This window comes from Stenotrophomonas sp. 71799_Sma, from assembly GCF_056482505.1.
In genome coordinates this window covers 1,528,068-1,545,886 of sequence record NZ_CM151202.1, presented here as the reverse complement: position 1 = coordinate 1,545,886, position 17,819 = coordinate 1,528,068, and the positions used below count along the sequence as shown (strand labels likewise).

Genomic DNA, 17,819 nt, shown 5'->3' with positions numbered 1-17,819 from the left:
CTGCCATTGTAGTCAATGCGGGCGGGCGCGCCGTGCGCCCGGGCTTCACAGTTGCCGCAGCAGGCGCTCGAAGGCCTGCGCGGAGGCCTCCACGTGGTGCTCCAGGCGGTGGCCGTCGTCGACCAGCAGCAGCTGCGCGGAGCGCGCCTGGGCCCAGGCGATCACTCCAGCGGCCGGCACCACGTCGTCATGCCAGGCCTGGACCACGGTGGTCGGCACGGCGGCGGCGTCCAGCGCCGGCATCGGGCCCATCGTGGTCGGCGGCACCATCAGGAACAGGCCGGCGACCGGGACCTGCAACGAGGCGATGGCGGAGATGTAGGCGCCCAGGCTGGAACCGGCCAGCACCACCGGACCCTGCCGGGCGGCGATGGCGGTGCGTTCAACCAGGCGGCGCAGGCGGGTCGGCACGTCACCTACGCGGCTGACCTCGCTCATCGCGTCCAGGTCTGTATAGTCCGGGCGCTCATGAGTCCAGCCCAGGCGCTGCGCCACGTCGGCCAGCGCGGTGACCTTGGTCGCCTCCGGGCCGCTCTCGAAGCCATGGGACAGGATGCAGTGGCCGCGGCTCATGCGCGTGCTCCGTGGGCGCGGGCCAACGAGGAAAGGGAAGGCAGGTTCATGCCGCAATGCTAGCATCGCCGGATGCCCAACCCGCTCCTGCCCGGCCTGCAACTGCAGCCCCTGCCCTACGAAGACCGTCTGCCACTGCGCGACCCGGCCACGCTGGAGATGGTGGTGATCCACTGCACCGAGCTGCCCGACCTGGCGATGGCCCGTGAGTACGGCGAGCGCGTGCTGTATGACAGCGGCGCCGGCAACAGCGGCCACTTCTACATCGACCGCGACGGCAGCGTGGTGCAGTACGTGGCGCCGGAGCGCGTGGCGCATCACGTGCGCGGCATGAACGCGCATACGCTGGGCATCGAGCTGGTCAACACCGGGCGCTACCCGCACTGGTTCGACAGCCGCCAGCAGGCGATGGACGAGCCCTACACCGAGGCACAGCTGCAGGCGCTGGAAGGCCTGCTGCAGGCGCTGGTGGCGCACTATCCGTCGCTGCGGCGGATTGCCGGGCATGACCAGCTGGACCTGGAGCAGATGCCGGCCAGCGATGACCCGGCGCTGATGGTGGCACGCAAGCGTGATCCGGGGCCGTTGTTCCCGTGGGCGCGGGTGCTGGCGAAGGTGCCGTTGCAGGGGTTGGAGTAAGCAGCAGGGCTGCGCCCTGCACCTGCAGAAGCCGAAGCCAGAGCAACAGCAGAGGCTGACTTCCTGAGGGGAGGCGGGGTGGGTCCGGTTGCGGGGGACGCTGCAAGTACGTCCATGTAAGCTCGGTCGCCGCATCCATGCGGCTCACGCCCCCGCAACCGGACCCACCCCGCCTTCGACAGATTCCGGCTGCTGTTGGTGGGTGCCGACCGTTGGTCGGCACGGGATCGAATCGATCGGAGGGTGCCTTTGTAGAGTCGAGCCACGCTCGACTGCTCTTTGCGTGCGAATCGGGCACGAGGGGGGTCAGAGCCGTTTTCCGTTGGAAAACGGATCCGACCCCGCGCGCCTCAGGCGCCGGTCGCAACCGGGCGGGTGCTGTCGCTGACCCAGCCGCTCCAGGAATCGGCGTAGATGCGTGCGCCGGACAGACCGGCCGCTTCCATCGCCAGCAACAGGTGGCAGGCGGTGACGCCGGAGCCGCACATCAGCACCACCTGCTGCGGATCACGGTTGCCGATCACGCCCTGCAGTTCGGCGCGCAGTTCCTGTGCATCACGCAGGCGGCCGTCGGCGACGTTCAACGCAAACGGACGGTTGACCGCGCCGGGCACGTGGCCGGCGACTGGGTCCAGCGGCTCCACTTCGCCGCGGAAGCGCTCACCTGCGCGTGCGTCGACCAACCAGCCCGGCGCGTGCTTCAGGCGTGCGCTGATTTCCTCGGCATTGGCGATCTGGGTGGTGTCGAAACGGCCCGGGTAAACCGGCAGCGCGGTCACCTCATCCTGCCCCGTCGCCAAGGGATGCCCTGCGCCCTGCCATGCGGCGATACCACCATCAAGCACGGCCACCTTGCTGTGCCCGATCAGGCGCAGCAGCCACCACAGGCGCGAGGCGGCCATGCTGCCATCGCTGCCGTCGTAGACCACCACCTGGGTGTCGGGACCGATGCCCCACTGGCCCAGTTTCGCGGCGAAGGCATCGCTGTCCGGCAGCGGGTGACGGCCGTGGCCGCTGCGGGTCAGATCCGACAGGTCCCGATTGAGGTCGGCATACACCGCGCCCGGAACATGCCCCGCCAGATACTGGCCGTTACCCGCCTGCGGATCGGCCAGCGAGGAACGTGCATCGACCACGCGTACGGCGGTACTGGCGGTGGCACGTGCGTCGACCACACGCACACCTTCGCCCAACACTGCGGCCAGGGTGGTGACATCGACCAGGGTGGTCCACGGCGGATCGATCGGCTTCATTGCACTTGCTCCAGTCGGCGACGCAGGTTGTAGAGAATGGCGGCGGTTGCGCCCCATATACGCTGGCCGGGCCAGCCGTACTCGAGGACGTGGCGGATGCGGCCGCGGTGATTGATTTCGACCTGGCGCAGATTGTCTGCGGCCATCAGGTAGGCCAGCGGCACTTCGAACACTTCGGCCACTTCGCTGGGCTGCGGCACCGGCACGAAGTCCGGATCGACCACGGCCACCACCGGCGTGACCCGGTAGCCGGTGATCGTCACGAAGGGATCGAGATAGCCCAGCGCCTGCACCTGGCCGGGCGCCAATGCGATTTCCTCCTGGCTCTCGCGCAGTGCAGCGGCCAACGCATCGCGGTCATCGGGTTCGGTGCGGCCACCGGGGAAGCCGACCTGGCCACCATGCTGGCGCAGGGTTTCGGTGCGACGGGTGAGGATGACCTGTGCGCCGTTGGCGCGTGGCACGATGCCGGCCAGTACGGCAGCTTCCACGGGTGGCCCCGGCGGCAGCAGGTCACTCAGTTCGCTGCGGTTCCAGCCGTCGCCGGCCGGCGGCTCGGCCAGTGGATGCAGCGCGCGCATCAGGCGCTCGTGATCAGCCAGCGAGCCGCGCAGTGATTGCTGCAGCTGTTCACGCAGAGGTTGCACGCGATGCAGGATGCGGCTGCGTTCCTCGTTGCTCATCGACGACCACCGCGCGATCTCATCGATATGCCGCCCGCAGCCGGTGCATTGCCGGTGCGGATCCAGCGTGCACACTCCGATGCAGGGACTTGCGACAACACGCGCCGTTTTTTCCATTGTTTGCACCCGACAACAGTAGCGCGATCGGGCTGAATTTGCGCGGGGTCAATATGCAGTGCACGGCAGCGTCGCGCTCCGCGCAAACAAAAACGCGCCGGTGGGATCACCGGCGCGTTTCGTTTACCGCTTCGATTTACTTGACGCTGACCAGCTTGATCTCGAACTGCACAGCCACGTTCGGCGGGAACGGGGTGCGCGGGTCGGCACCGTAGGCCTGGTCCGGCGGCAGGGTGACTTCCCACTTCGAGCCAGCCGGCATCTGCAGCAGGGTCTCGCGCATGGCCTTCATTTCGACTTCGCTGACCTTGATCGACGGAATCTGCTGGGCCGGGCGGGCTTCAGTCGGGCGCTGGCCGTACGGGAACGGACCGGCCACTTCCAGCTGCACGGTGCTGGCCTGGGTCGGCTTGGCGCCCTTGCCGGCTTCAATCACGCGGTACTGGACGCCGCTCGGCAGGGACTGCACGCCGGCCTTGGCCTTGTTCGCCGCGATGAACTGATCGCTCTTGGTCTTGTTTTCGGCAGCAGCCTTTTCGTACTCGGCCTTGGCAGCCTGGGCACGGCCCTGCTCGCGCTTCTGGAACGCTTCAACGGCCGGCTTCAGCTGGTCGGCGGTGATCGCCGGCTGCTTCTTGGCGTAGGCGTCCTGCAGACCCTTCACCACCGAGTTGATGTCCAGCTGCTCACCACGACCAGTCAGCTCCGCCAGGTTGTTGCCGTAGTCGTAACCGAAGTAGTAGCTCAGCTTGCCCTTTTCGGACGAGACGTCCTGGGCGAAGGCATTGCCCGTCAGGGCCAGGGCCGCGACGGCGACCGCGATAGAACGCAACTTCATCAAACAGTTCTCCAGGGGTGGTAACTCAGGGACGTTCTGCGCCGCCCTGAGGCGACGGGTTAGGATAACGGGCACAACGTGTAACCGCTACTCACGATGCAGGCTAAGACCCGTCTGCGTTGGCGGAGTTCAATCTCACTTTTTTTTAACGTTTCAGGAGTTTCCCCGTGGCCGATGCCCTGATCGCTGTCGCCGACGACGGCGCCATCCGCACCGTGACCGTCCAGCGCCCGGACAAGCTCAACGCCTTGAATGCCGCGACCCTGCAGGCGCTGACCGAGGCGTTCAGCGCCGCCGCCGCCGACCCGGACGTGCGCGTGGTGGTGCTGACCGGTGCCGGTCCGAAGGCTTTCGTGGCCGGGGCCGACATCGCCGAGATGAACACACTCAGTGCGGTTCAGGGACGTGATTTCTCCCTGCTCGGCCAGGCCCTGATGCGCCAGATCGAGCGCATGCCCAAGCCGGTGATCGCACGCGTGAACGGCTTCGCCCTGGGCGGCGGGCTGGAGCTGGCCATGGCCTGCCACCTGCGCATCGCTGCCGATACGGCCAAGGTCGGGCAGCCGGAGATCAATCTCGGCCTGATTCCCGGCTTCGGCGGCAGCCAGCGCCTGCTGCGCCTGTGCGGCCGCGCCGCCACCCTGGAGCTGTGCCTGCTGGGTGCACCGATCAACGCCGCGCGTGCGCTGGAACTGGGCATCGTCAACGAGGTGGTGCCCGCCGATGCGCTGGACAACCGCGTGCAGGACATCGCGCGCCAGCTGGCACGCTCGGCCCCGCTGGCCCTGCGTGGCCTGCTCGACGCGGTACACGTGGGTGGCGAATGCAGCCTGGAGGCTGGGCTGGAGTACGAAAGCGCGCAGTTCGGCCTGCTGTTCGCCACCGAAGACATGCGCGAAGGCACCAGCGCCTTCCTGCAGCGCCGCCCGCCGGCCTTCCAGAACCGCTGACGCCATGGCATCCCGACCCAACCCCGCGCAGCTGTTCGCCCGGGTCCAGGCAGACGATCTCGATGGCGCCCTGCAGGCCGGTCTCATGGACTACGTTGCCCGTGCCGGCGACGAACAGCTGCTGCCCGGCCACCCGGACCTTCCACGACGCCTGCAGCAGGCCCAGCAGCAGCTGCACGCGGCCTGGGCCGCACGCGAACGCTACCGTGCCCGTGCCGTGCGCCTGGCGCGCCGCGAGGCCGAACGCGATGCGCGACGCACGCCAGCCCCGGCGCCGGACGTGAAGCCCGCCCTGCCCCCGGCCGCCGCCGCGATTCTCGCCCGGGCCAAGGCCCGCGCCACCGGCAAGGAGCAGTAATGGCCGCTGCGAAGAAGACCCCGCGCGCGCCGGCGCGACGCGGTGGCAGCATGCCGCGCGCCGATGTGGTGGAAATGTTCACCCGCCTGCGCGAACTCAATCCGCACCCGAAGACCCAACTGGAGTACAGCTCGCCGTTCGAACTGCTGGTGGCGGTCGCGCTGTCGGCGCAGGCCACCGACGTGGGCGTCAACAAGGCCACGCGCCGCCTGTTCCCGGTGGCCAATACCCCGGCAAAGATCCTCGCGCTTGGCGAGGACGGGCTGAAGCAGTACATCGCCACCATCGGTCTGTTCAACGCCAAGGCGAAGAACGTGATCGCCACCTGCGCGATCCTGCTGGAGAAGCACGGCGGTGAAGTGCCGCGCGATCGCGATGAACTGGAAGCGCTGCCGGGCGTGGGCCGCAAGACCGCCAACGTGGTGCTCAACACTGCGTTCGGTGAGCCGGTGATGGCGGTGGACACGCATATCTTCCGCGTCTCCAACCGTACCGGCCTGGCCCCGGGCAAGAACGTGCGCGAAGTGGAAGACAAACTGGTGAAGGTGATTCCGGCCGAGTTCCTGCTCGACGCGCATCACTGGCTGATCCTGCACGGACGTTATGTGTGCAAGGCGCGCAAGCCGGATTGCCCGGGCTGCGTGATCGCCGACCTGTGCCGGTTCAAGGAAAAGACCACGGCCGAGGCGTGACGCGGATCGTGTTGTGACGAAACGAAGACGGCGGGCACAAGGCCCGCCGTCTCCCTTTCAGAACCGTGCTTCAGGTGATCAGAACGACAGGTCGCCCCAGACGCCGAATTCCTTGGTCTTGTCGTTCTTCTTGTCGCCGGCGTTGGCCAGGTGCGTGTACTTGTACACGGTCGACAGCTTGAGGTTCTTCATGACCGGGAACTCGACACCGACGTTCCAGTACTTGTCACTCAGGGTCGGGTCCAGGGTCTTGCTGACGTCGGTGTCATCGTAACGACCGAACACGTTGATGCCGCCGTCGGTGACACGCACGCTGCCCCAGACCGACCAGCCGCTGGTCTTGTCGGTGGCAACGGTCATCACGTTGTTGAGGTTCTTGGCCTGGAAGTACTCGCCACCGACGCGGAAGTCGCTGCTGGCGTAGGCGACCATCGCGTTGGCGCGGGTGTAGGTGTTCTCGGCGCTCTGGATGTCGGTTTCCTTGCCCAGCTTGCCGCTGTAGCCACCGACGGCAACCACGAAGTTCTCGTTCGGGGTATAGGCCGCGCGGCCTTCCACGTCCATGCCCTTGCTGCGGGTCGGGTTCTTGTAACCGGCGCCGGACACGACCGAGACCGCGTAGTTGAAGTTGTTGCCCAGGTTGCCGAAGCCATGCAGGCCCCAGTCGGACGAGTTGCCGTACTTCAGGCGGTCGGTCAGGGTGTTCTCGACATAACGCATGCCGTAGAACTTCTCGACGTACGGAATCCACGGCATGTCGGCGGCACCGACGCGCAGGTTGAAGGCCGGGTCGAAGCTACCCTGCACGTAGGCCTTCTTGACGAACAGTTCGGTGTTGCCGATGGCCGAGCTGTACTGGAAGTCGGTGGTCAGGTTGGCCGACCAGATGTCGTTGAACTTGTGGTCGACGGTCAGGTAGAAGCGCTTGACGTCCAGACCGGTGCCGCTGGCGGCGGTGTCCTTGCCGTTGCTGGTCTTGTCGATGTTGGTCAGGTCGAAGAACATGCGACCGCCGATCTTGTTGTCATTGACCAGCTTGGCCAGCTTGTCGACGCTGGTCTGGGTCTTCTGCGCACCTTCCAGGGCCTGGGCCTGGGTGATGTTCACTTCGGACTGCGCATCGGACTGTGCCTGCAGCGCCTGCGAATCGTTCTGCAACTGCTGGACCTGGGCCTGCAGGGCAGCGATCTGCGCCTGCAGCTGCTGCAGCTGTGCCTGGGATACGCCCGTGCTGGCGGGAGCTGCGAAGGCGTCGGCGGAAACCAGACCGAGGCTTGCAACGACCGCGGCGGCGAGCAAATGGGAACGCATTTTGGATTTCTCCAGAGGGTTGGAATGGCTTGGGCAGAACGCCACGCCGGCGGGCCGGTCAAGCGTTTTGCGAACATTCCGTTAAAACCATGACAGCCGAATGACAACCTGAGCACCAACCACAGATTTCTTCGTGCGGTCATGCGTACGACTCATTTGCCGCCACATGCTTGTCGATCCCTTGCGGCATATGGCGTCACGTATCAGCGTCCCGGGCCGACCGCCGCGCAGCGCTCACCTGCATTGATGGTTTCGTGTGGATGACGCGGCATCACTGCGGAATGCCAGGCCGGGATGGCATTGACGACCACACCGGGCAGTCCATCAGCGACATATAGAACGTGATCGCAACCGGGCCACGTCCGTCTCCGGCGCATGGTCATCACGTTGCCCGCAGCACTCAGAACCTTCACGCCCCTGGCTGTGCGGGCGCCGGGTAGCGCTGTAACGGTTGCGTCATACAACGGTCCCTGCGCTGTCATCGAACCGTTATGGAATGTGCGCCGGGCGGGTAACCCCGCATCCCAATCAACCCAGGAGCCACCCCGTGATCCACGCCTTCAAGTCGCGCGTTGCCGTTGCCGTCTTCGCAGCGTCGTCCGTGTTCGCCGCCAACGCCGCTGAAATCACCGGCGCGGGCGCCTCGTTCATCTACCCGGTGATGTCGAAGTGGTCGGCCGACTACAACGCCGCCACCAGCAACAAGGTCAACTACCAGTCGATCGGTTCCGGCGGTGGTATCGCCCAGATCAAGGCCAAGACCGTTGATTTCGGCTCCTCCGATGCTCCGCTGAAGCCGGAAGAACTGGCCGCTGCGGGCCTGGCGCAGTTCCCGTCGGTGATCGGCGGCGTGGTGCCGGTGGTGAACGTGGCCGGCATCGCCCCGGGCGCGCTGAAGCTGGACGGCACCGTGCTGGCCAACATCTTCCTGGGCAAGATCAAGACCTGGAACGACCCGGCCATCGCCGCACTGAACCCGGGCGTGACCCTGCCGAGCGCCAAGATCACCGTCGTGCACCGTTCGGATGGCTCGGGCACCACCTTCAACTTCGTCAACTACCTGTCCAAGGTCAGCCCGGAGTGGAAGAGCTCGGTCGGTGAAGGGACCTCGGTCCAGTGGCCGGCCGGCATCGGCGGCAAGGGCAACGAAGGCGTTGCCGCTTACGTGAAGCAGATCAAGGGCGGCATCGGCTACGTCGAACTGTCCTATGCGCTGCAGAACAAGCTGTCGTACACCGCGATGAAGAATGCCGCCGGCCGCTTCGTGCAGCCGAGCGACGCGTCGTTCGCTGCCGCCGCTGCCAGCGCCGACTGGGCCAGCGCCAAGGACTTCTACCTGGTGATGACCAATGCCCCGGGCGCCGAGTCCTGGCCGATCACCGCCACCAACTTCATCCTGGTGCACAAGAAGCCGAAGAACCCTGCCAACGGCAAGGCCACCCAGGAGTTCTTCCGCTGGGTCTACAAGAGCGGCGACGCCCAGGCCCGCCAGCTGGACTACGTGCCGCTGCCGGACAGCCTGGTCCGCCAGATCGAGACCTACTGGTCGCAGAACCTGAAGTAAGCAAGCGCGTTCCCCCGCAGGAACGGGATCGGCGGGTCCTCTCTCCCCCGCCGATCCCACCCCGGGCGCGAGATCCTCGAGATCTCGCGCCTTTCTCGTTTGCGGTGCACGGGCGTGTAGAGTCGAGCTTGCTCGACTGCTCGCGGCGGACATCAGTCGAGCAAGCTCGACTCTACGAAGGGCCAAAGGCAGTCGAGCAAGCTCGACGCTGCACGGCCAACCGGCGGTCATGCCGGTGCGCAGATCCGGGGTCTCCGGGGGTCTCCCGGACCGTGGCCAACTCCGTGAAACCCTTGTCAGAACGTGATCCAGGACACCTCTGTCATGGTCGTAATACGGCTGTAACAAAAACATCATTTCATAGCCGCATCCGCCGACGACGTCGGCTCTTCCCCGCTATGGAGTGACCATGAAACTGCACTCGGCCGGCCTTGCCGCCCTTTCCCTGGCCATCGCCCTGGGCCTGTCGGCCTGCGGTGGCGACAAGCAGGCCGCGCAGCAGCCGGCTGCCGACGGTGCCGCCGCCCCGGCCGCTGCCGGTGCCAAGGTGACCGCCGAAGTGTCCGGCGCGGGCGCGTCCTTCATCTTCCCGCTGGTCTCCAAGTGGTCGGCTGACTACAACGCCAGCACCGGTGCCAAGATCAACTACCAGTCGATCGGCTCCGGTGGCGGTATCGCCCAGATCAAGGCCGGCACCGTCGACTTCGGTTCCTCCGACAAGCCGCTGAGCAGCGAAGAGCTGGCCCAGGCCGGCCTGGCCCAGTTCCCGTCCGCCATCGGCGGCGTGGTGCCGGTGGTCAACATCGAAGGCCTGGAAACCGGCAAGCTGCGCCTGAGCGGCGCCCTGCTGGCCGACATCTTCCTGGGCAAGGTCAAGACCTGGAACGACCCGGCCATCGTCGCCGCCAACCCGGGCGTGAAGCTGCCGGACGGCAAGATCACCCTGGTCCACCGTTCGGACGGTTCGGGCACCACCTTCAACTTCTCCAACTACCTGTCCAAGGTCAGCCCGGAGTGGAAGACCAAGGTCGGCGAAGGCACCTCGGTGCAGTGGCCGGACGGCGTCGGTGGAAAGGGCAATGAAGGCGTCGCCTCGTACGTGAAGCAGATCAAGGGCTCGATCGGCTACGTCGAACTGGCCTACGCGCTGCAGAACGGCATGCCGTACACCGCCATGCAGAACGCCGCCGGCAACTGGGTCGAGCCGAGCGCGGAAACCTTCGCCGCTGCGGCCGCCAGCGCCGACTGGGCCAGCGCCAAGGACTTCAACCTGGTCATCACCAACGCCCCGGGCGAGCAGGCGTGGCCGATCACCGCCACCAACTTCATGCTGATGCAGAAGCAGCCGAAGGATGCCAAGCGCAACCAGGACACCCTGGCCTTCTTCAAGTGGGCCTTCGAGAACGGCCAGGCCCAGGCCAACGAGCTGCACTACGTGCCGCTGCCGGCCGAACTGGTCAAGCAGATCGAGGCCTACTGGGCGACCGACCTGAAGTGATGGACACGACGGTGCCCGCCCCGCGCGGGCACCGCTTCTTCCACGCCGTGCCGCCCCGCCCCTTCCTGGCCCTGCCGTCCCCATGAATGCCATCGCCCAGCCTGTAGCCGCCCCGTCCACGCGTGATGCGCGTGATGCCCGCAACGACAAACTGTTCCGATGGGTGCTGGTCGGCACCGTCATCTTCGTCCTGATCGCCCTGGCCTGCGCCGCGCTGTCCATGCTGTGGGGCGGCCGCCATGCCCTGCAGATGCAGGGCCTGAGCTTCTTCTTCTCCGCCGACTGGAATCCGGTCGAAAACAAGTTCGGCGCCCTCGCTCCGATCTACGGCACCCTGGTCACCGCGCTCATCGCGATGGTCATCGCCGTGCCGGTCAGCTTCGGCATCGCCTTCTTCCTCACCGAAGTCGCGCCGCGCTGGCTGCGTGGCCCGGTCGGTACCGCCATCGAACTGCTGGCGGGCATTCCTTCGATCATCTACGGCATGTGGGGCCTGTTCGTGCTGGTGCCGGTGATGACCGAGTACGTCACTCCGTTCCTCAACGAAACCCTGGGCGAGATGCCGATCATCGGCCCGCTGTTCCAGGGCCCGCCGCTGGGCATCGGCATGCTCACTGCCGGTTTCGTGCTGGCCATCATGGTCATACCGTTCATCTCCTCGGTGATGCGCGAAGTGTTCCTGACCGTGCCGACCCGCCTGAAGGAATCGGCCTATGCACTGGGCTCCACCAAGTGGGAAGTGAGCTGGGACATCGTCCTGCCCTACACCCGCTCGGCGGTGATCGGTGGCATCTTCCTCGGCCTCGGCCGCGCCTTGGGCGAGACGATGGCGGTGGCCTTCGTGATCGGCAACAGCGTGCGCCTGTCGCCGTCGCTGCTGGAACCGGGCACCACCATCGCCGCGCTGATCGCCAACGATTTCGGCGAAGCCACTGAAACCTACCGCTCGGCCCTGCTGCTGCTCGGCTTCGTCCTCTTCATCGTCACCTTCGTGGTGCTGGCCATCGCCCGCCTGATGCTGATGCGCCTGTCCCGCAAGGAGGGCAACTGATGTCCACCACCGCTGATTCGCTGTACCTGCGCCGTCGCATCGGCAATGTCGTTGCGATCACCGCCTCCTGCGCCACCGCCCTGTTCGGCCTGTTCTTCCTGGGCTGGATCCTGTTCACCCTGGCCTCCAAGGGCCTGGCCGGCATCAACTGGGATCTGTTCACCAAGATGACGCCGCCGCCGATGCAGGAAGGCGGTCTCGCCAACGCCTTCTTCGGCAGTGCGGTGATGTGTGCGCTGGCGATCGGCATCGGCACCCCGCTGGGCGTGCTGGCCGGCACCTGGCTGGCCGAGTACGGCAACGCCCGCAAGGCCGGCACCGTGGTCCGCTTCGTCAACGACATCCTGCTGTCGGCCCCATCCATCGTGCTTGGCCTGTTCGTCTACACGCTGTACGTGATGCAGACCGGCGGCAACTTCTCGGCGTTCGCCGGTGCACTGTCGCTGGCCTTCATCGTGCTGCCGGTGGTGGTGCGCACCACCGACGAAATGCTGCGCCTGGTGCCCTCGCAGATGCGCGAAGCGGCCCTGTCGCTGGGCATCCCGCAGTGGAAGGTGATCGTGCAGGTGCTGTATCGCAGTGCGTCGGCCGGCATCATCACCGGCATCCTGCTGGCGCTGGCCCGCATCTCCGGCGAGACCGCACCGCTGCTGTTCACTGCCTTCGGCAACCAGTACTGGAACAACAACATCTTCCAGCCGATGGCCTCGGTGCCGGTGGTGATGAACCAGTTCGCCGGCAGCCCGTATGAATCCTGGCAGGTGCTGGCCTGGGCCGGTGCCCTGGTGCTGACTGTCTTCGTGTTGCTGGTCAGCCTTGCCGCCCGCGGCATCCTGCTGCGCAACCGTATCTCCCATGACTGACCTTTCCGTGGATAACGCCATGAACGACCTTTCCAACGCCGTGCCGATGCAGCGCATCGCCGTGCCGTCCTCGCACGAGAGCCTGCACACGCCGTCGCCGGTGAAGCTGGCTGCGCGTGGACTGGACTTCTACTACGACAAGTTCCATGCCCTGAAGGGCATCAACCTGGAGATCCCGGAAAAGCGCGTGACCGCGCTGATCGGTCCCTCCGGCTGCGGCAAGTCGACCCTGCTGCGCATCTTCAACCGCATCTACGCGCTGTACCCGAAGCTGGAGGCGCGTGGTGAAGTGCTGCTGGACGGCGAGAACATCCTGTCGCCGAAGTACCCGATGAACCGCCTGCGCAGCAAGGTCGGCATGGTGTTCCAGAAGCCGGTGCCGTTCCCGATGACCATCTTCGAGAACGTGGCCTACGGTATCCGCCACCACGAGAAGCTGAGCAAGGCCGACATGGCCGACCGCGTCGAGCAGGCACTGCGCCAGGGCGCACTGTGGGACGAAGTGAAGGACAAGCTGGGGCAGAGCGCACTGGGCCTGTCCGGTGGCCAGCAGCAGCGTCTGTGCATCGCCCGCGCCGTGGCCCTGCGCCCGTCGGTGCTGCTGTTGGACGAGCCGACCTCGGCGCTGGATCCGATCTCGACCAGCCGCATCGAGCAGCTGGTGGAAGAGCTCAAGCACGAGTACACCATCGTCATCGTCACCCACAACATGCAGCAGGCCGCGCGCGTGTCCGACTACACCGCCTTCATGTACCTGGGCGACCTGATCGAGCACGACCGCACCGAAGTGATCTTCTCGCAGCCGTCGCAGCGGCAGACCGAGGATTACATCACCGGTCGCTTCGGCTGAAGCGTCAGTCGAGTTACAGCTAACGTCAGTCGAGCGTGGCTCGACTCTACGGATAACGTCAGTCGAGCATGGCTCGACTCTACAGAGTGGAATGAACATGAATCTTCCCAACGACCACATCGTCAAGAGCTACGACGAAGAGCAGCAGCGCCTGGTGGCCGAAATCGTGCGCATGGGCGAGATGGCCGTCGCCCAGCTCGAAGCGGCGATGGACGTGATCGAGAAGCGCGACGAGAACGCTGCCCATCGCATCATTGCCAACGACGAAGCGATCGATGCGCTGGAGCAGCAGATCAGCCACGACGTGATGCGCCTGGCGCTGCGTGGCCCGATGGCGCGTGACCTGCGCGAGATCCTGGCCGGCCTGCGCATTCCGGCCGACATCGAACGCATTGGCGACTATGCGGCCAATGTCGCCAAGCGCTCGATCGCGCTGGGCAAGGTACCGCCACTGCCGCAGATCCAGGGCCTGCGGGCGCTCGGCCGCCTGGCCGCGCAGCAGGTCCGTCGTGCCATTGCCGCCTACCGCGACAACGATGCCGATGCCGCGCTGGCGTTGCGCGAGGACGACGCCCGCCTGGACGCGCAGTACACCGCGCTGTTCCGCGAGCTGCTGACCTACATGATGGAAGACCCGCGCAACATCACCCCCTGCACACACCTGCTGTTCATGGCCAAGAATCTGGAGCGCGTGGGCGACCACGCCACCAACATCGCCGAGAACGTGTGGTTCCTGGTGCACGGTGAGCAGCCGCTGCCGCCGCGTGAAAAGCGCGACGAGACCTCCAGCACCGGCCAGCCCTGACGCTGCACTGCAACACCGGAGTTGACTCCAAGGTGGCCGCTGTCCTGGTGACAGCGGCCTTCTTGTTTCTGGACATTCCGGCAATTCATCCACGCATGGCGTGGATCTACCGGAAACCGTGTTCCTCTTCTGTAACAAACCTCACGAAAATTTGAGGTCTTGGCGAGGATTCGTTGAGTAGGATCGCTGCACCATCGCTTCCACCGGCATCCCTGCCGGCGACCCGGGCAGCCGCCCACACCACCCAGGAGCACCACCGATGAGCAGTTCCAACAAGACCCTGTCCCTGCTGACTGCTACCGCCCTGGCCGCCGGCCTGGGCATGACCGCCAGTGCCTCGGCCCTGAGCATGAGCGACCTGGCCCAGGGCTATCTGGTCGCCGGCCAGGCTGCCAAGACCAGCACCGATGCCAAGGCAGCGGACACCAAGATGGCCGCGGACGCGACCAAGCACGCCGAAGGCAAATGTGGTGCCGACGGCAAGAGTGCCGAAGGCAAGTGCGGCGCCGACAAGGGCAAGGCCGCCGGTGCTGCGGCAGGCGCCAAGGCCAAGAGCGGCGACAAGAAGTCGGCCGAGGGCAAGTGTGGCGAAGGCAAGTGCGGTGGCAAGCACTGACGTCCGCGCCAGCGTTGTCCACCTGCGGTCGCCGCTTCGCGCGGCGGCCGCCGGGTTGGGCCTGCGCCGGGCGCTGCTGCAGGATCTGCGTGATGCACCGGCCGGCGACTTCGACTTCCTCGAATGCGCACCGGAGAACTGGATCAACGTCGGTGGTCCCGCCGGTGACGCGCTGGCCGAACTGGCACAGCGCCATCCACTGAGCTGCCATGGCCTGTCACTGTCACTGGGCGGCAGCGCACCACTGGACATCGAGCTGCTGGAGCAGGTCGGCCAGTTCCTCGAAAAGCACCGCGTGCCGCTGTACAGCGAGCACCTGAGCTACTGCAGCGACGATGGCCACCTGTACGACCTGCTGCCGATTCCGTTCACCGACGAAGCGGTGCGCCATACCGCCGCGCGCATCACCCGTGTGCAGGACCTGCTGGGTCGCCGCATCGCGGTGGAAAACGTGTCCTACTACCTGGCACCGGAACCGGCGATGGACGAACTGGCCTTCACCAATGCGGTGCTTGCCGAAGCCGACTGCGATCTGCTGCTGGACGTCAACAACGTCTACGTCAACGCCTGCAACCACGGCTACGATGCCGACAGCTTCATCGCCGGACTACCCGCAGAGCGCATCGTCTGCCTGCACGTTGCCGGGCACCTGGACGAGGCACCGGACCTGAAGATCGACACCCATGGCAGCGCGGTGATCGATCCGGTCTGGGCGCTGCTGGCGCGCACCTATGCGCGCATCGGCGCGCGTCCGACCCTGCTCGAGCGCGATTTCAACTTCCCCCCGTACGCCGAACTGCAGGGCGAACTGCAGACCATCCGCCGCCTGCAGGCGACGCACGCGGGGACTGCACATGACTGACGCTCCCGGCACCCTGCGCGCGCAGCAGCATGCATTCACCGCACATCTGCGCGATCCGCAGGCGGTGGCCGCACCCGCCGGGCTGGAACCACGCCGGGTGGCGGTGTACCAGCGGCTGCTGTTCAACAACCTGCTCGGCCTGTTGAGCAACGGCTTCCCGGTCTGCGTGCGCCTGCTCGGCGAGCCCGCCTGGAGCGCGCTGGTACGCCACTACTTCGCCACCCATCGCTGCCAGACACCGCTGTTCACCGAACTGGCCGCCGAATTCGTGCAGTGGCTGCAGGCGCAGCCACAGCTGCCGCATCCGGCGTTGGCCGAACTTGCTCATTACGAGTGGGTGGAAACCGCGCTGTACCAGCTTCCTGCCGAGCCGCTGCCGGTGCGGGGTGAGATCGATCCGCTGCGGGTGCCACTGCAACGCTCGCCGCTGGCGTGGCCGCTGCTGTACCAGTGGCCGGTGCACCGGCTGGGCGCCGAGGATGCACCGACGCAGCCGCCCACCGAACCGACCGGCCTGCTGGTGCGCCGTGAGGCTGACGGCGAAGTGCGCTTCGCCGTGCTCAGCCCTCTGGCGGTCTACCTGCTGTCCAGCATCGGCGAACAGCCTGGGCTGGAAGGACATACCTACCTGCAGCAGCTGGCCAGTGCACACGGGCTGGCCGAGGATGCGCTGGCCGAACCCGGTGCCGCGCTGCTGCGGCAGTTCCTGCAGGCCGGCGTGATCGGCCCGCTCACCGCCCCTCCCTGACACCTCATTCGCGGAGATCCCCTGATGAACCTTCCGACCCTGGCCACCGCGCGTGGCCAGCTGGACCGCCTCGCCCCCTGGTTGGCGCCGCTTGGCCTGCGCCTGCTGCTGGCCTGGGAGTACTTCGAATCCGGCCGCGAAAAGCTGCACGGCCAGAACTGGTTCGCCGACCTGCAGGACGCCTTCCCGTTCCCGTTCGACCAGCTGCCAGCGGCGCTGAACTGGCAGCTTGCCACCTGGTTCGAGCTGATCGGCGCGGCCTGCCTGCTGGTCGGGTTCGGCACCCGTTTCGCCGCCGCCAGCCTGCTGGTGCTGACCGTGGTGGCCACCTATGCGGTGCATTGGCCGATGGAGTGGAACTCGCTGGCCGACCTGGCCATGGGCTACGCGATCAGCGACCAGGGCTTCGGCAACTTCAAGCTGCCGGTGCTGTTCATGGCCATGCTGCTGCCGCTGATCTTCACCGGCGCCGGCAAGCTGAGTGTGGATGCGTGGTTGACGCGGTGGTCTCCCTCGGCCACGCCTGCGCGGCCAGCAGTCCGGTAGATGCCGACCTTGGTCGGCGCGCACCGTGCCAACCAAGGTGGGCACCTACCGGAATCCTGAGCGCGCGGTGCCCCGGCAGGCTGAGCGTGGATGCGTGGTTGGCGCGGTGGTCTCCCTCGGCCACGCCTGCACGGCGAGCAGGCCGGTAATCGCCAAACCTGGTCGGCGCACCGTGTGCCAACCAAGGTTGGCACCTACCGGAATCCTGAGCGCGCGGTGCCCCGGTAGGTGTCGACCTTGGTCGACACACGCCCGCGCAGGGAACGCATGCACCGAGGGCTGGCCGGGCGCTCAGGGTCGCTCTGCTAGAATTCACGCATGACTGACCCCACCCCCGCACCTGCCGCCGCTCCCGATTCCGCAGTCCCCCAGGCGCAGCGCGCGATGTCACAACGCTTCCGCGGCTTCCTGCCGGTGGTGGTGGACGTGGAAACCGGCGGCTTCGACAGCCAGCGCAACGCGCTGCTGGAAATCGCCGCCGTGCCGATCGAGATGGACGAGAACGGCCTGCTCTACCCCGGCCAGACCGCCAGTGCCCACGTGGTGCCGGCCGAGGGCCTGGAGATCGACCCGAAGTCGCTGGAAGTGACCGGCATCATCCTCGACCACCCGTTCCGGCTGGCCAAGGAAGAGAAGGCGGCACTGGACCACATCTTCACCCCGGTACGCGCGGCCATGAAGAAGTACGGCTGCCAGCGCGCGATCCTGGTCGGCCACAACGCGCATTTCGACCTCGGCTTCGTCAATGCCGCCGTGGCGCGCACCGGCCACAAGCGCAATCCGTTCCATCCCTTCAGCGTGTTCGATACGGTGACCCTGGCCGGCATCGCCTACGGGCAGACCGTGCTGGCGCGTGCGGCCACCGCCGCCGGGCTGGGCTGGGATGCCAACGAGGCGCACAGCGCGGTGTATGACACCGAGCAGACCGCGCGGCTGTTCTGCACCATCGCCAACGCCTGGCCGCGGTAAGCCAGCCAACGGCGCAACCGCATCCACGCAGTG

20 protein-coding genes are annotated in these 17,819 nt (G+C 66.4%); 15 read left to right on the top strand and 5 right to left on the bottom strand.

What is annotated here, in order from left to right:
• Positions 1 to 45: 45 nt before the first annotated feature.
• A complete protein-coding gene (locus ACZK4Z_RS07125) occupies positions 46 to 573 on the bottom strand; it encodes an alpha/beta hydrolase (protein WP_014036558.1) in 528 nt (175 codons plus the stop codon).
• A 72-nt stretch (positions 574 to 645) separates the two neighbouring features.
• On the opposite strand from ACZK4Z_RS07125, the gene ACZK4Z_RS07120 reads away from it, so the two are divergent.
• The gene (locus tag ACZK4Z_RS07120; protein WP_478451257.1) at positions 646 to 1,212 is read left to right on the top strand and encodes an N-acetylmuramoyl-L-alanine amidase; all 567 of its coding nucleotides are present in this window, start codon (positions 646 to 648) and stop codon (positions 1,210 to 1,212) included.
• Between the two features lie 350 nt (positions 1,213 to 1,562).
• Here ACZK4Z_RS07120 and ACZK4Z_RS07115 read toward each other — a convergent pair whose 3' ends face one another.
• The 3 genes from ACZK4Z_RS07115 to ACZK4Z_RS07105 all read right to left on the bottom strand — a co-directional run bounded on the left by ACZK4Z_RS07115 (position 1,563) and on the right by ACZK4Z_RS07105 (position 4,103).
• Positions 1,563 to 2,465, bottom strand: a complete 903-nt coding sequence (locus ACZK4Z_RS07115; RefSeq protein WP_478451256.1) for a sulfurtransferase — start codon at positions 2,463 to 2,465, stop codon at positions 1,563 to 1,565.
• On the bottom strand, positions 2,462 to 3,265 hold the full coding sequence (locus ACZK4Z_RS07110) for a CoA pyrophosphatase (RefSeq protein WP_125893469.1): 804 nt from the start codon (positions 3,263 to 3,265) through the stop codon (positions 2,462 to 2,464). Before ACZK4Z_RS07110 ends, ACZK4Z_RS07115 begins: the two co-directional genes overlap by 4 nt.
• A gap of 136 nt (positions 3,266 to 3,401) precedes the next feature.
• Complete coding sequence (locus ACZK4Z_RS07105; RefSeq protein ID WP_032127896.1) at positions 3,402 to 4,103, bottom strand: FKBP-type peptidyl-prolyl cis-trans isomerase N-terminal domain-containing protein; 702 nt, start codon at positions 4,101 to 4,103, stop codon at positions 3,402 to 3,404.
• A 167-nt stretch (positions 4,104 to 4,270) separates the two neighbouring features.
• Between ACZK4Z_RS07105 and ACZK4Z_RS07100 the strand changes: the two genes are divergently transcribed.
• Genes ACZK4Z_RS07100 through nth form a run of 3 tightly spaced genes read left to right on the top strand, consistent with a single transcriptional unit; the run spans position 4,271 to position 6,103 of the window.
• A complete protein-coding gene (locus ACZK4Z_RS07100; protein ID WP_032127897.1) occupies positions 4,271 to 5,053 on the top strand; it encodes an enoyl-CoA hydratase/isomerase family protein in 783 nt (260 codons plus the stop codon).
• Positions 5,054 to 5,057: 4 nt separating this feature from the next.
• Positions 5,058 to 5,411: a hypothetical protein gene (locus ACZK4Z_RS07095; RefSeq protein WP_049399879.1), complete on the top strand. Its 354-nt coding sequence runs from the start codon at positions 5,058 to 5,060 to the stop codon at positions 5,409 to 5,411.
• On the top strand, positions 5,411 to 6,103 hold the full coding sequence (gene nth, locus ACZK4Z_RS07090) for an endonuclease III (RefSeq protein WP_478451255.1): 693 nt from the start codon (positions 5,411 to 5,413) through the stop codon (positions 6,101 to 6,103). Before ACZK4Z_RS07095 ends, nth begins: the two co-directional genes overlap by 1 nt.
• A 78-nt stretch (positions 6,104 to 6,181) precedes the next feature.
• Here the strand turns inward: nth and ACZK4Z_RS07085 are convergent, their stop codons facing one another.
• Positions 6,182 to 7,414, bottom strand: coding sequence for a porin (locus ACZK4Z_RS07085; protein ID WP_004151438.1), 1,233 nt, complete (start codon positions 7,412 to 7,414; stop codon positions 6,182 to 6,184).
• Between the two features lie 547 nt (positions 7,415 to 7,961).
• On the opposite strand from ACZK4Z_RS07085, the gene pstS (ACZK4Z_RS07080) reads away from it, so the two are divergent.
• From pstS (ACZK4Z_RS07080) to rnt, 11 genes are all read left to right on the top strand, one after another.
• Complete coding sequence (pstS, locus tag ACZK4Z_RS07080; RefSeq protein WP_049463600.1) at positions 7,962 to 8,978, top strand: phosphate ABC transporter substrate-binding protein PstS; 1,017 nt, start codon at positions 7,962 to 7,964, stop codon at positions 8,976 to 8,978.
• Between the two features lie 409 nt (positions 8,979 to 9,387).
• Positions 9,388 to 10,476, top strand: coding sequence for a phosphate ABC transporter substrate-binding protein PstS (gene pstS / locus ACZK4Z_RS07075; RefSeq protein ID WP_111204177.1), 1,089 nt, complete (start codon positions 9,388 to 9,390; stop codon positions 10,474 to 10,476).
• Between the two features lie 82 nt (positions 10,477 to 10,558).
• A complete protein-coding gene (pstC, locus tag ACZK4Z_RS07070; RefSeq protein WP_049421601.1) occupies positions 10,559 to 11,527 on the top strand; it encodes a phosphate ABC transporter permease subunit PstC in 969 nt (322 codons plus the stop codon).
• Positions 11,527 to 12,390: a phosphate ABC transporter permease PstA gene (gene pstA / locus ACZK4Z_RS07065; RefSeq protein ID WP_032127902.1), complete on the top strand. Its 864-nt coding sequence runs from the start codon at positions 11,527 to 11,529 to the stop codon at positions 12,388 to 12,390. Before pstC ends, pstA begins: the two co-directional genes overlap by 1 nt.
• Positions 12,391 to 12,409: 19 nt before the next feature.
• Positions 12,410 to 13,240 carry a phosphate ABC transporter ATP-binding protein PstB gene (gene pstB / locus ACZK4Z_RS07060; protein ID WP_005408788.1) on the top strand — a complete coding sequence of 277 codons (831 nt, stop codon included), beginning with the start codon at positions 12,410 to 12,412 and terminating at the stop codon, positions 13,238 to 13,240.
• Positions 13,241 to 13,331: 91 nt separating this feature from the next.
• A complete protein-coding gene (gene phoU / locus ACZK4Z_RS07055) occupies positions 13,332 to 14,045 on the top strand; it encodes a phosphate signaling complex protein PhoU (RefSeq protein ID WP_110711740.1) in 714 nt (237 codons plus the stop codon).
• 259 nt (positions 14,046 to 14,304) lie between these two features.
• Positions 14,305 to 14,661 (top strand): hypothetical protein, encoded by a 357-nt coding sequence (locus tag ACZK4Z_RS07050; protein WP_197610418.1) that lies wholly within the window; start codon positions 14,305 to 14,307, stop codon positions 14,659 to 14,661.
• Positions 14,648 to 15,523: an HvfB family MNIO-type RiPP peptide maturase gene (locus tag ACZK4Z_RS07045; RefSeq protein ID WP_478451253.1), complete on the top strand. Its 876-nt coding sequence runs from the start codon at positions 14,648 to 14,650 to the stop codon at positions 15,521 to 15,523. The genes ACZK4Z_RS07050 and ACZK4Z_RS07045 overlap by 14 nt, the downstream gene beginning before the upstream one ends.
• Positions 15,516 to 16,271 (top strand): HvfC family RiPP maturation protein, encoded by a 756-nt coding sequence (locus ACZK4Z_RS07040; protein ID WP_478451252.1) that lies wholly within the window; start codon positions 15,516 to 15,518, stop codon positions 16,269 to 16,271. The genes ACZK4Z_RS07045 and ACZK4Z_RS07040 overlap by 8 nt, the downstream gene beginning before the upstream one ends.
• A gap of 24 nt (positions 16,272 to 16,295) precedes the next feature.
• Complete coding sequence (locus tag ACZK4Z_RS07035) at positions 16,296 to 16,817, top strand: HvfX family Cu-binding RiPP maturation protein (protein WP_153856907.1); 522 nt, start codon at positions 16,296 to 16,298, stop codon at positions 16,815 to 16,817.
• A gap of 318 nt (positions 16,818 to 17,135) precedes the next feature.
• Positions 17,136 to 17,786: a ribonuclease T gene (gene rnt, locus ACZK4Z_RS07030; RefSeq protein WP_014036542.1), complete on the top strand. Its 651-nt coding sequence runs from the start codon at positions 17,136 to 17,138 to the stop codon at positions 17,784 to 17,786.
• Positions 17,787 to 17,819 lie beyond the last annotated feature (33 nt).

Coding starts and splice junctions, on each gene's coding strand:
- ACZK4Z_RS07040 (WP_478451252.1), top strand. CDS start 15,516: ATGACTGACGCTCCCGGCACCCTGCGCGCGCAGCAGCATGCATTCACC.
- pstB (WP_005408788.1), top strand. CDS start 12,410: ATGAACGACCTTTCCAACGCCGTGCCGATGCAGCGCATCGCCGTGCCG.
- pstA (WP_032127902.1), top strand. CDS start 11,527: ATGTCCACCACCGCTGATTCGCTGTACCTGCGCCGTCGCATCGGCAAT.
- nth (WP_478451255.1), top strand. CDS start 5,411: ATGGCCGCTGCGAAGAAGACCCCGCGCGCGCCGGCGCGACGCGGTGGC.
- rnt (WP_014036542.1), top strand. CDS start 17,136: ATGACTGACCCCACCCCCGCACCTGCCGCCGCTCCCGATTCCGCAGTC.
- ACZK4Z_RS07095 (WP_049399879.1), top strand. CDS start 5,058: ATGGCATCCCGACCCAACCCCGCGCAGCTGTTCGCCCGGGTCCAGGCA.
- ACZK4Z_RS07110 (WP_125893469.1), bottom strand. CDS start 3,265: ATGGAAAAAACGGCGCGTGTTGTCGCAAGTCCCTGCATCGGAGTGTGC.
- ACZK4Z_RS07035 (WP_153856907.1), top strand. CDS start 16,296: ATGAACCTTCCGACCCTGGCCACCGCGCGTGGCCAGCTGGACCGCCTC.
- ACZK4Z_RS07115 (WP_478451256.1), bottom strand. CDS start 2,465: ATGAAGCCGATCGATCCGCCGTGGACCACCCTGGTCGATGTCACCACC.
- ACZK4Z_RS07050 (WP_197610418.1), top strand. CDS start 14,305: ATGAGCAGTTCCAACAAGACCCTGTCCCTGCTGACTGCTACCGCCCTG.
- ACZK4Z_RS07120 (WP_478451257.1), top strand. CDS start 646: ATGCCCAACCCGCTCCTGCCCGGCCTGCAACTGCAGCCCCTGCCCTAC.
- pstC (WP_049421601.1), top strand. CDS start 10,559: ATGAATGCCATCGCCCAGCCTGTAGCCGCCCCGTCCACGCGTGATGCG.
- pstS (WP_111204177.1), top strand. CDS start 9,388: ATGAAACTGCACTCGGCCGGCCTTGCCGCCCTTTCCCTGGCCATCGCC.
- ACZK4Z_RS07125 (WP_014036558.1), bottom strand. CDS start 573: ATGAGCCGCGGCCACTGCATCCTGTCCCATGGCTTCGAGAGCGGCCCG.
- ACZK4Z_RS07085 (WP_004151438.1), bottom strand. CDS start 7,414: ATGCGTTCCCATTTGCTCGCCGCCGCGGTCGTTGCAAGCCTCGGTCTG.
- phoU (WP_110711740.1), top strand. CDS start 13,332: ATGAACATGAATCTTCCCAACGACCACATCGTCAAGAGCTACGACGAA.
- ACZK4Z_RS07105 (WP_032127896.1), bottom strand. CDS start 4,103: ATGAAGTTGCGTTCTATCGCGGTCGCCGTCGCGGCCCTGGCCCTGACG.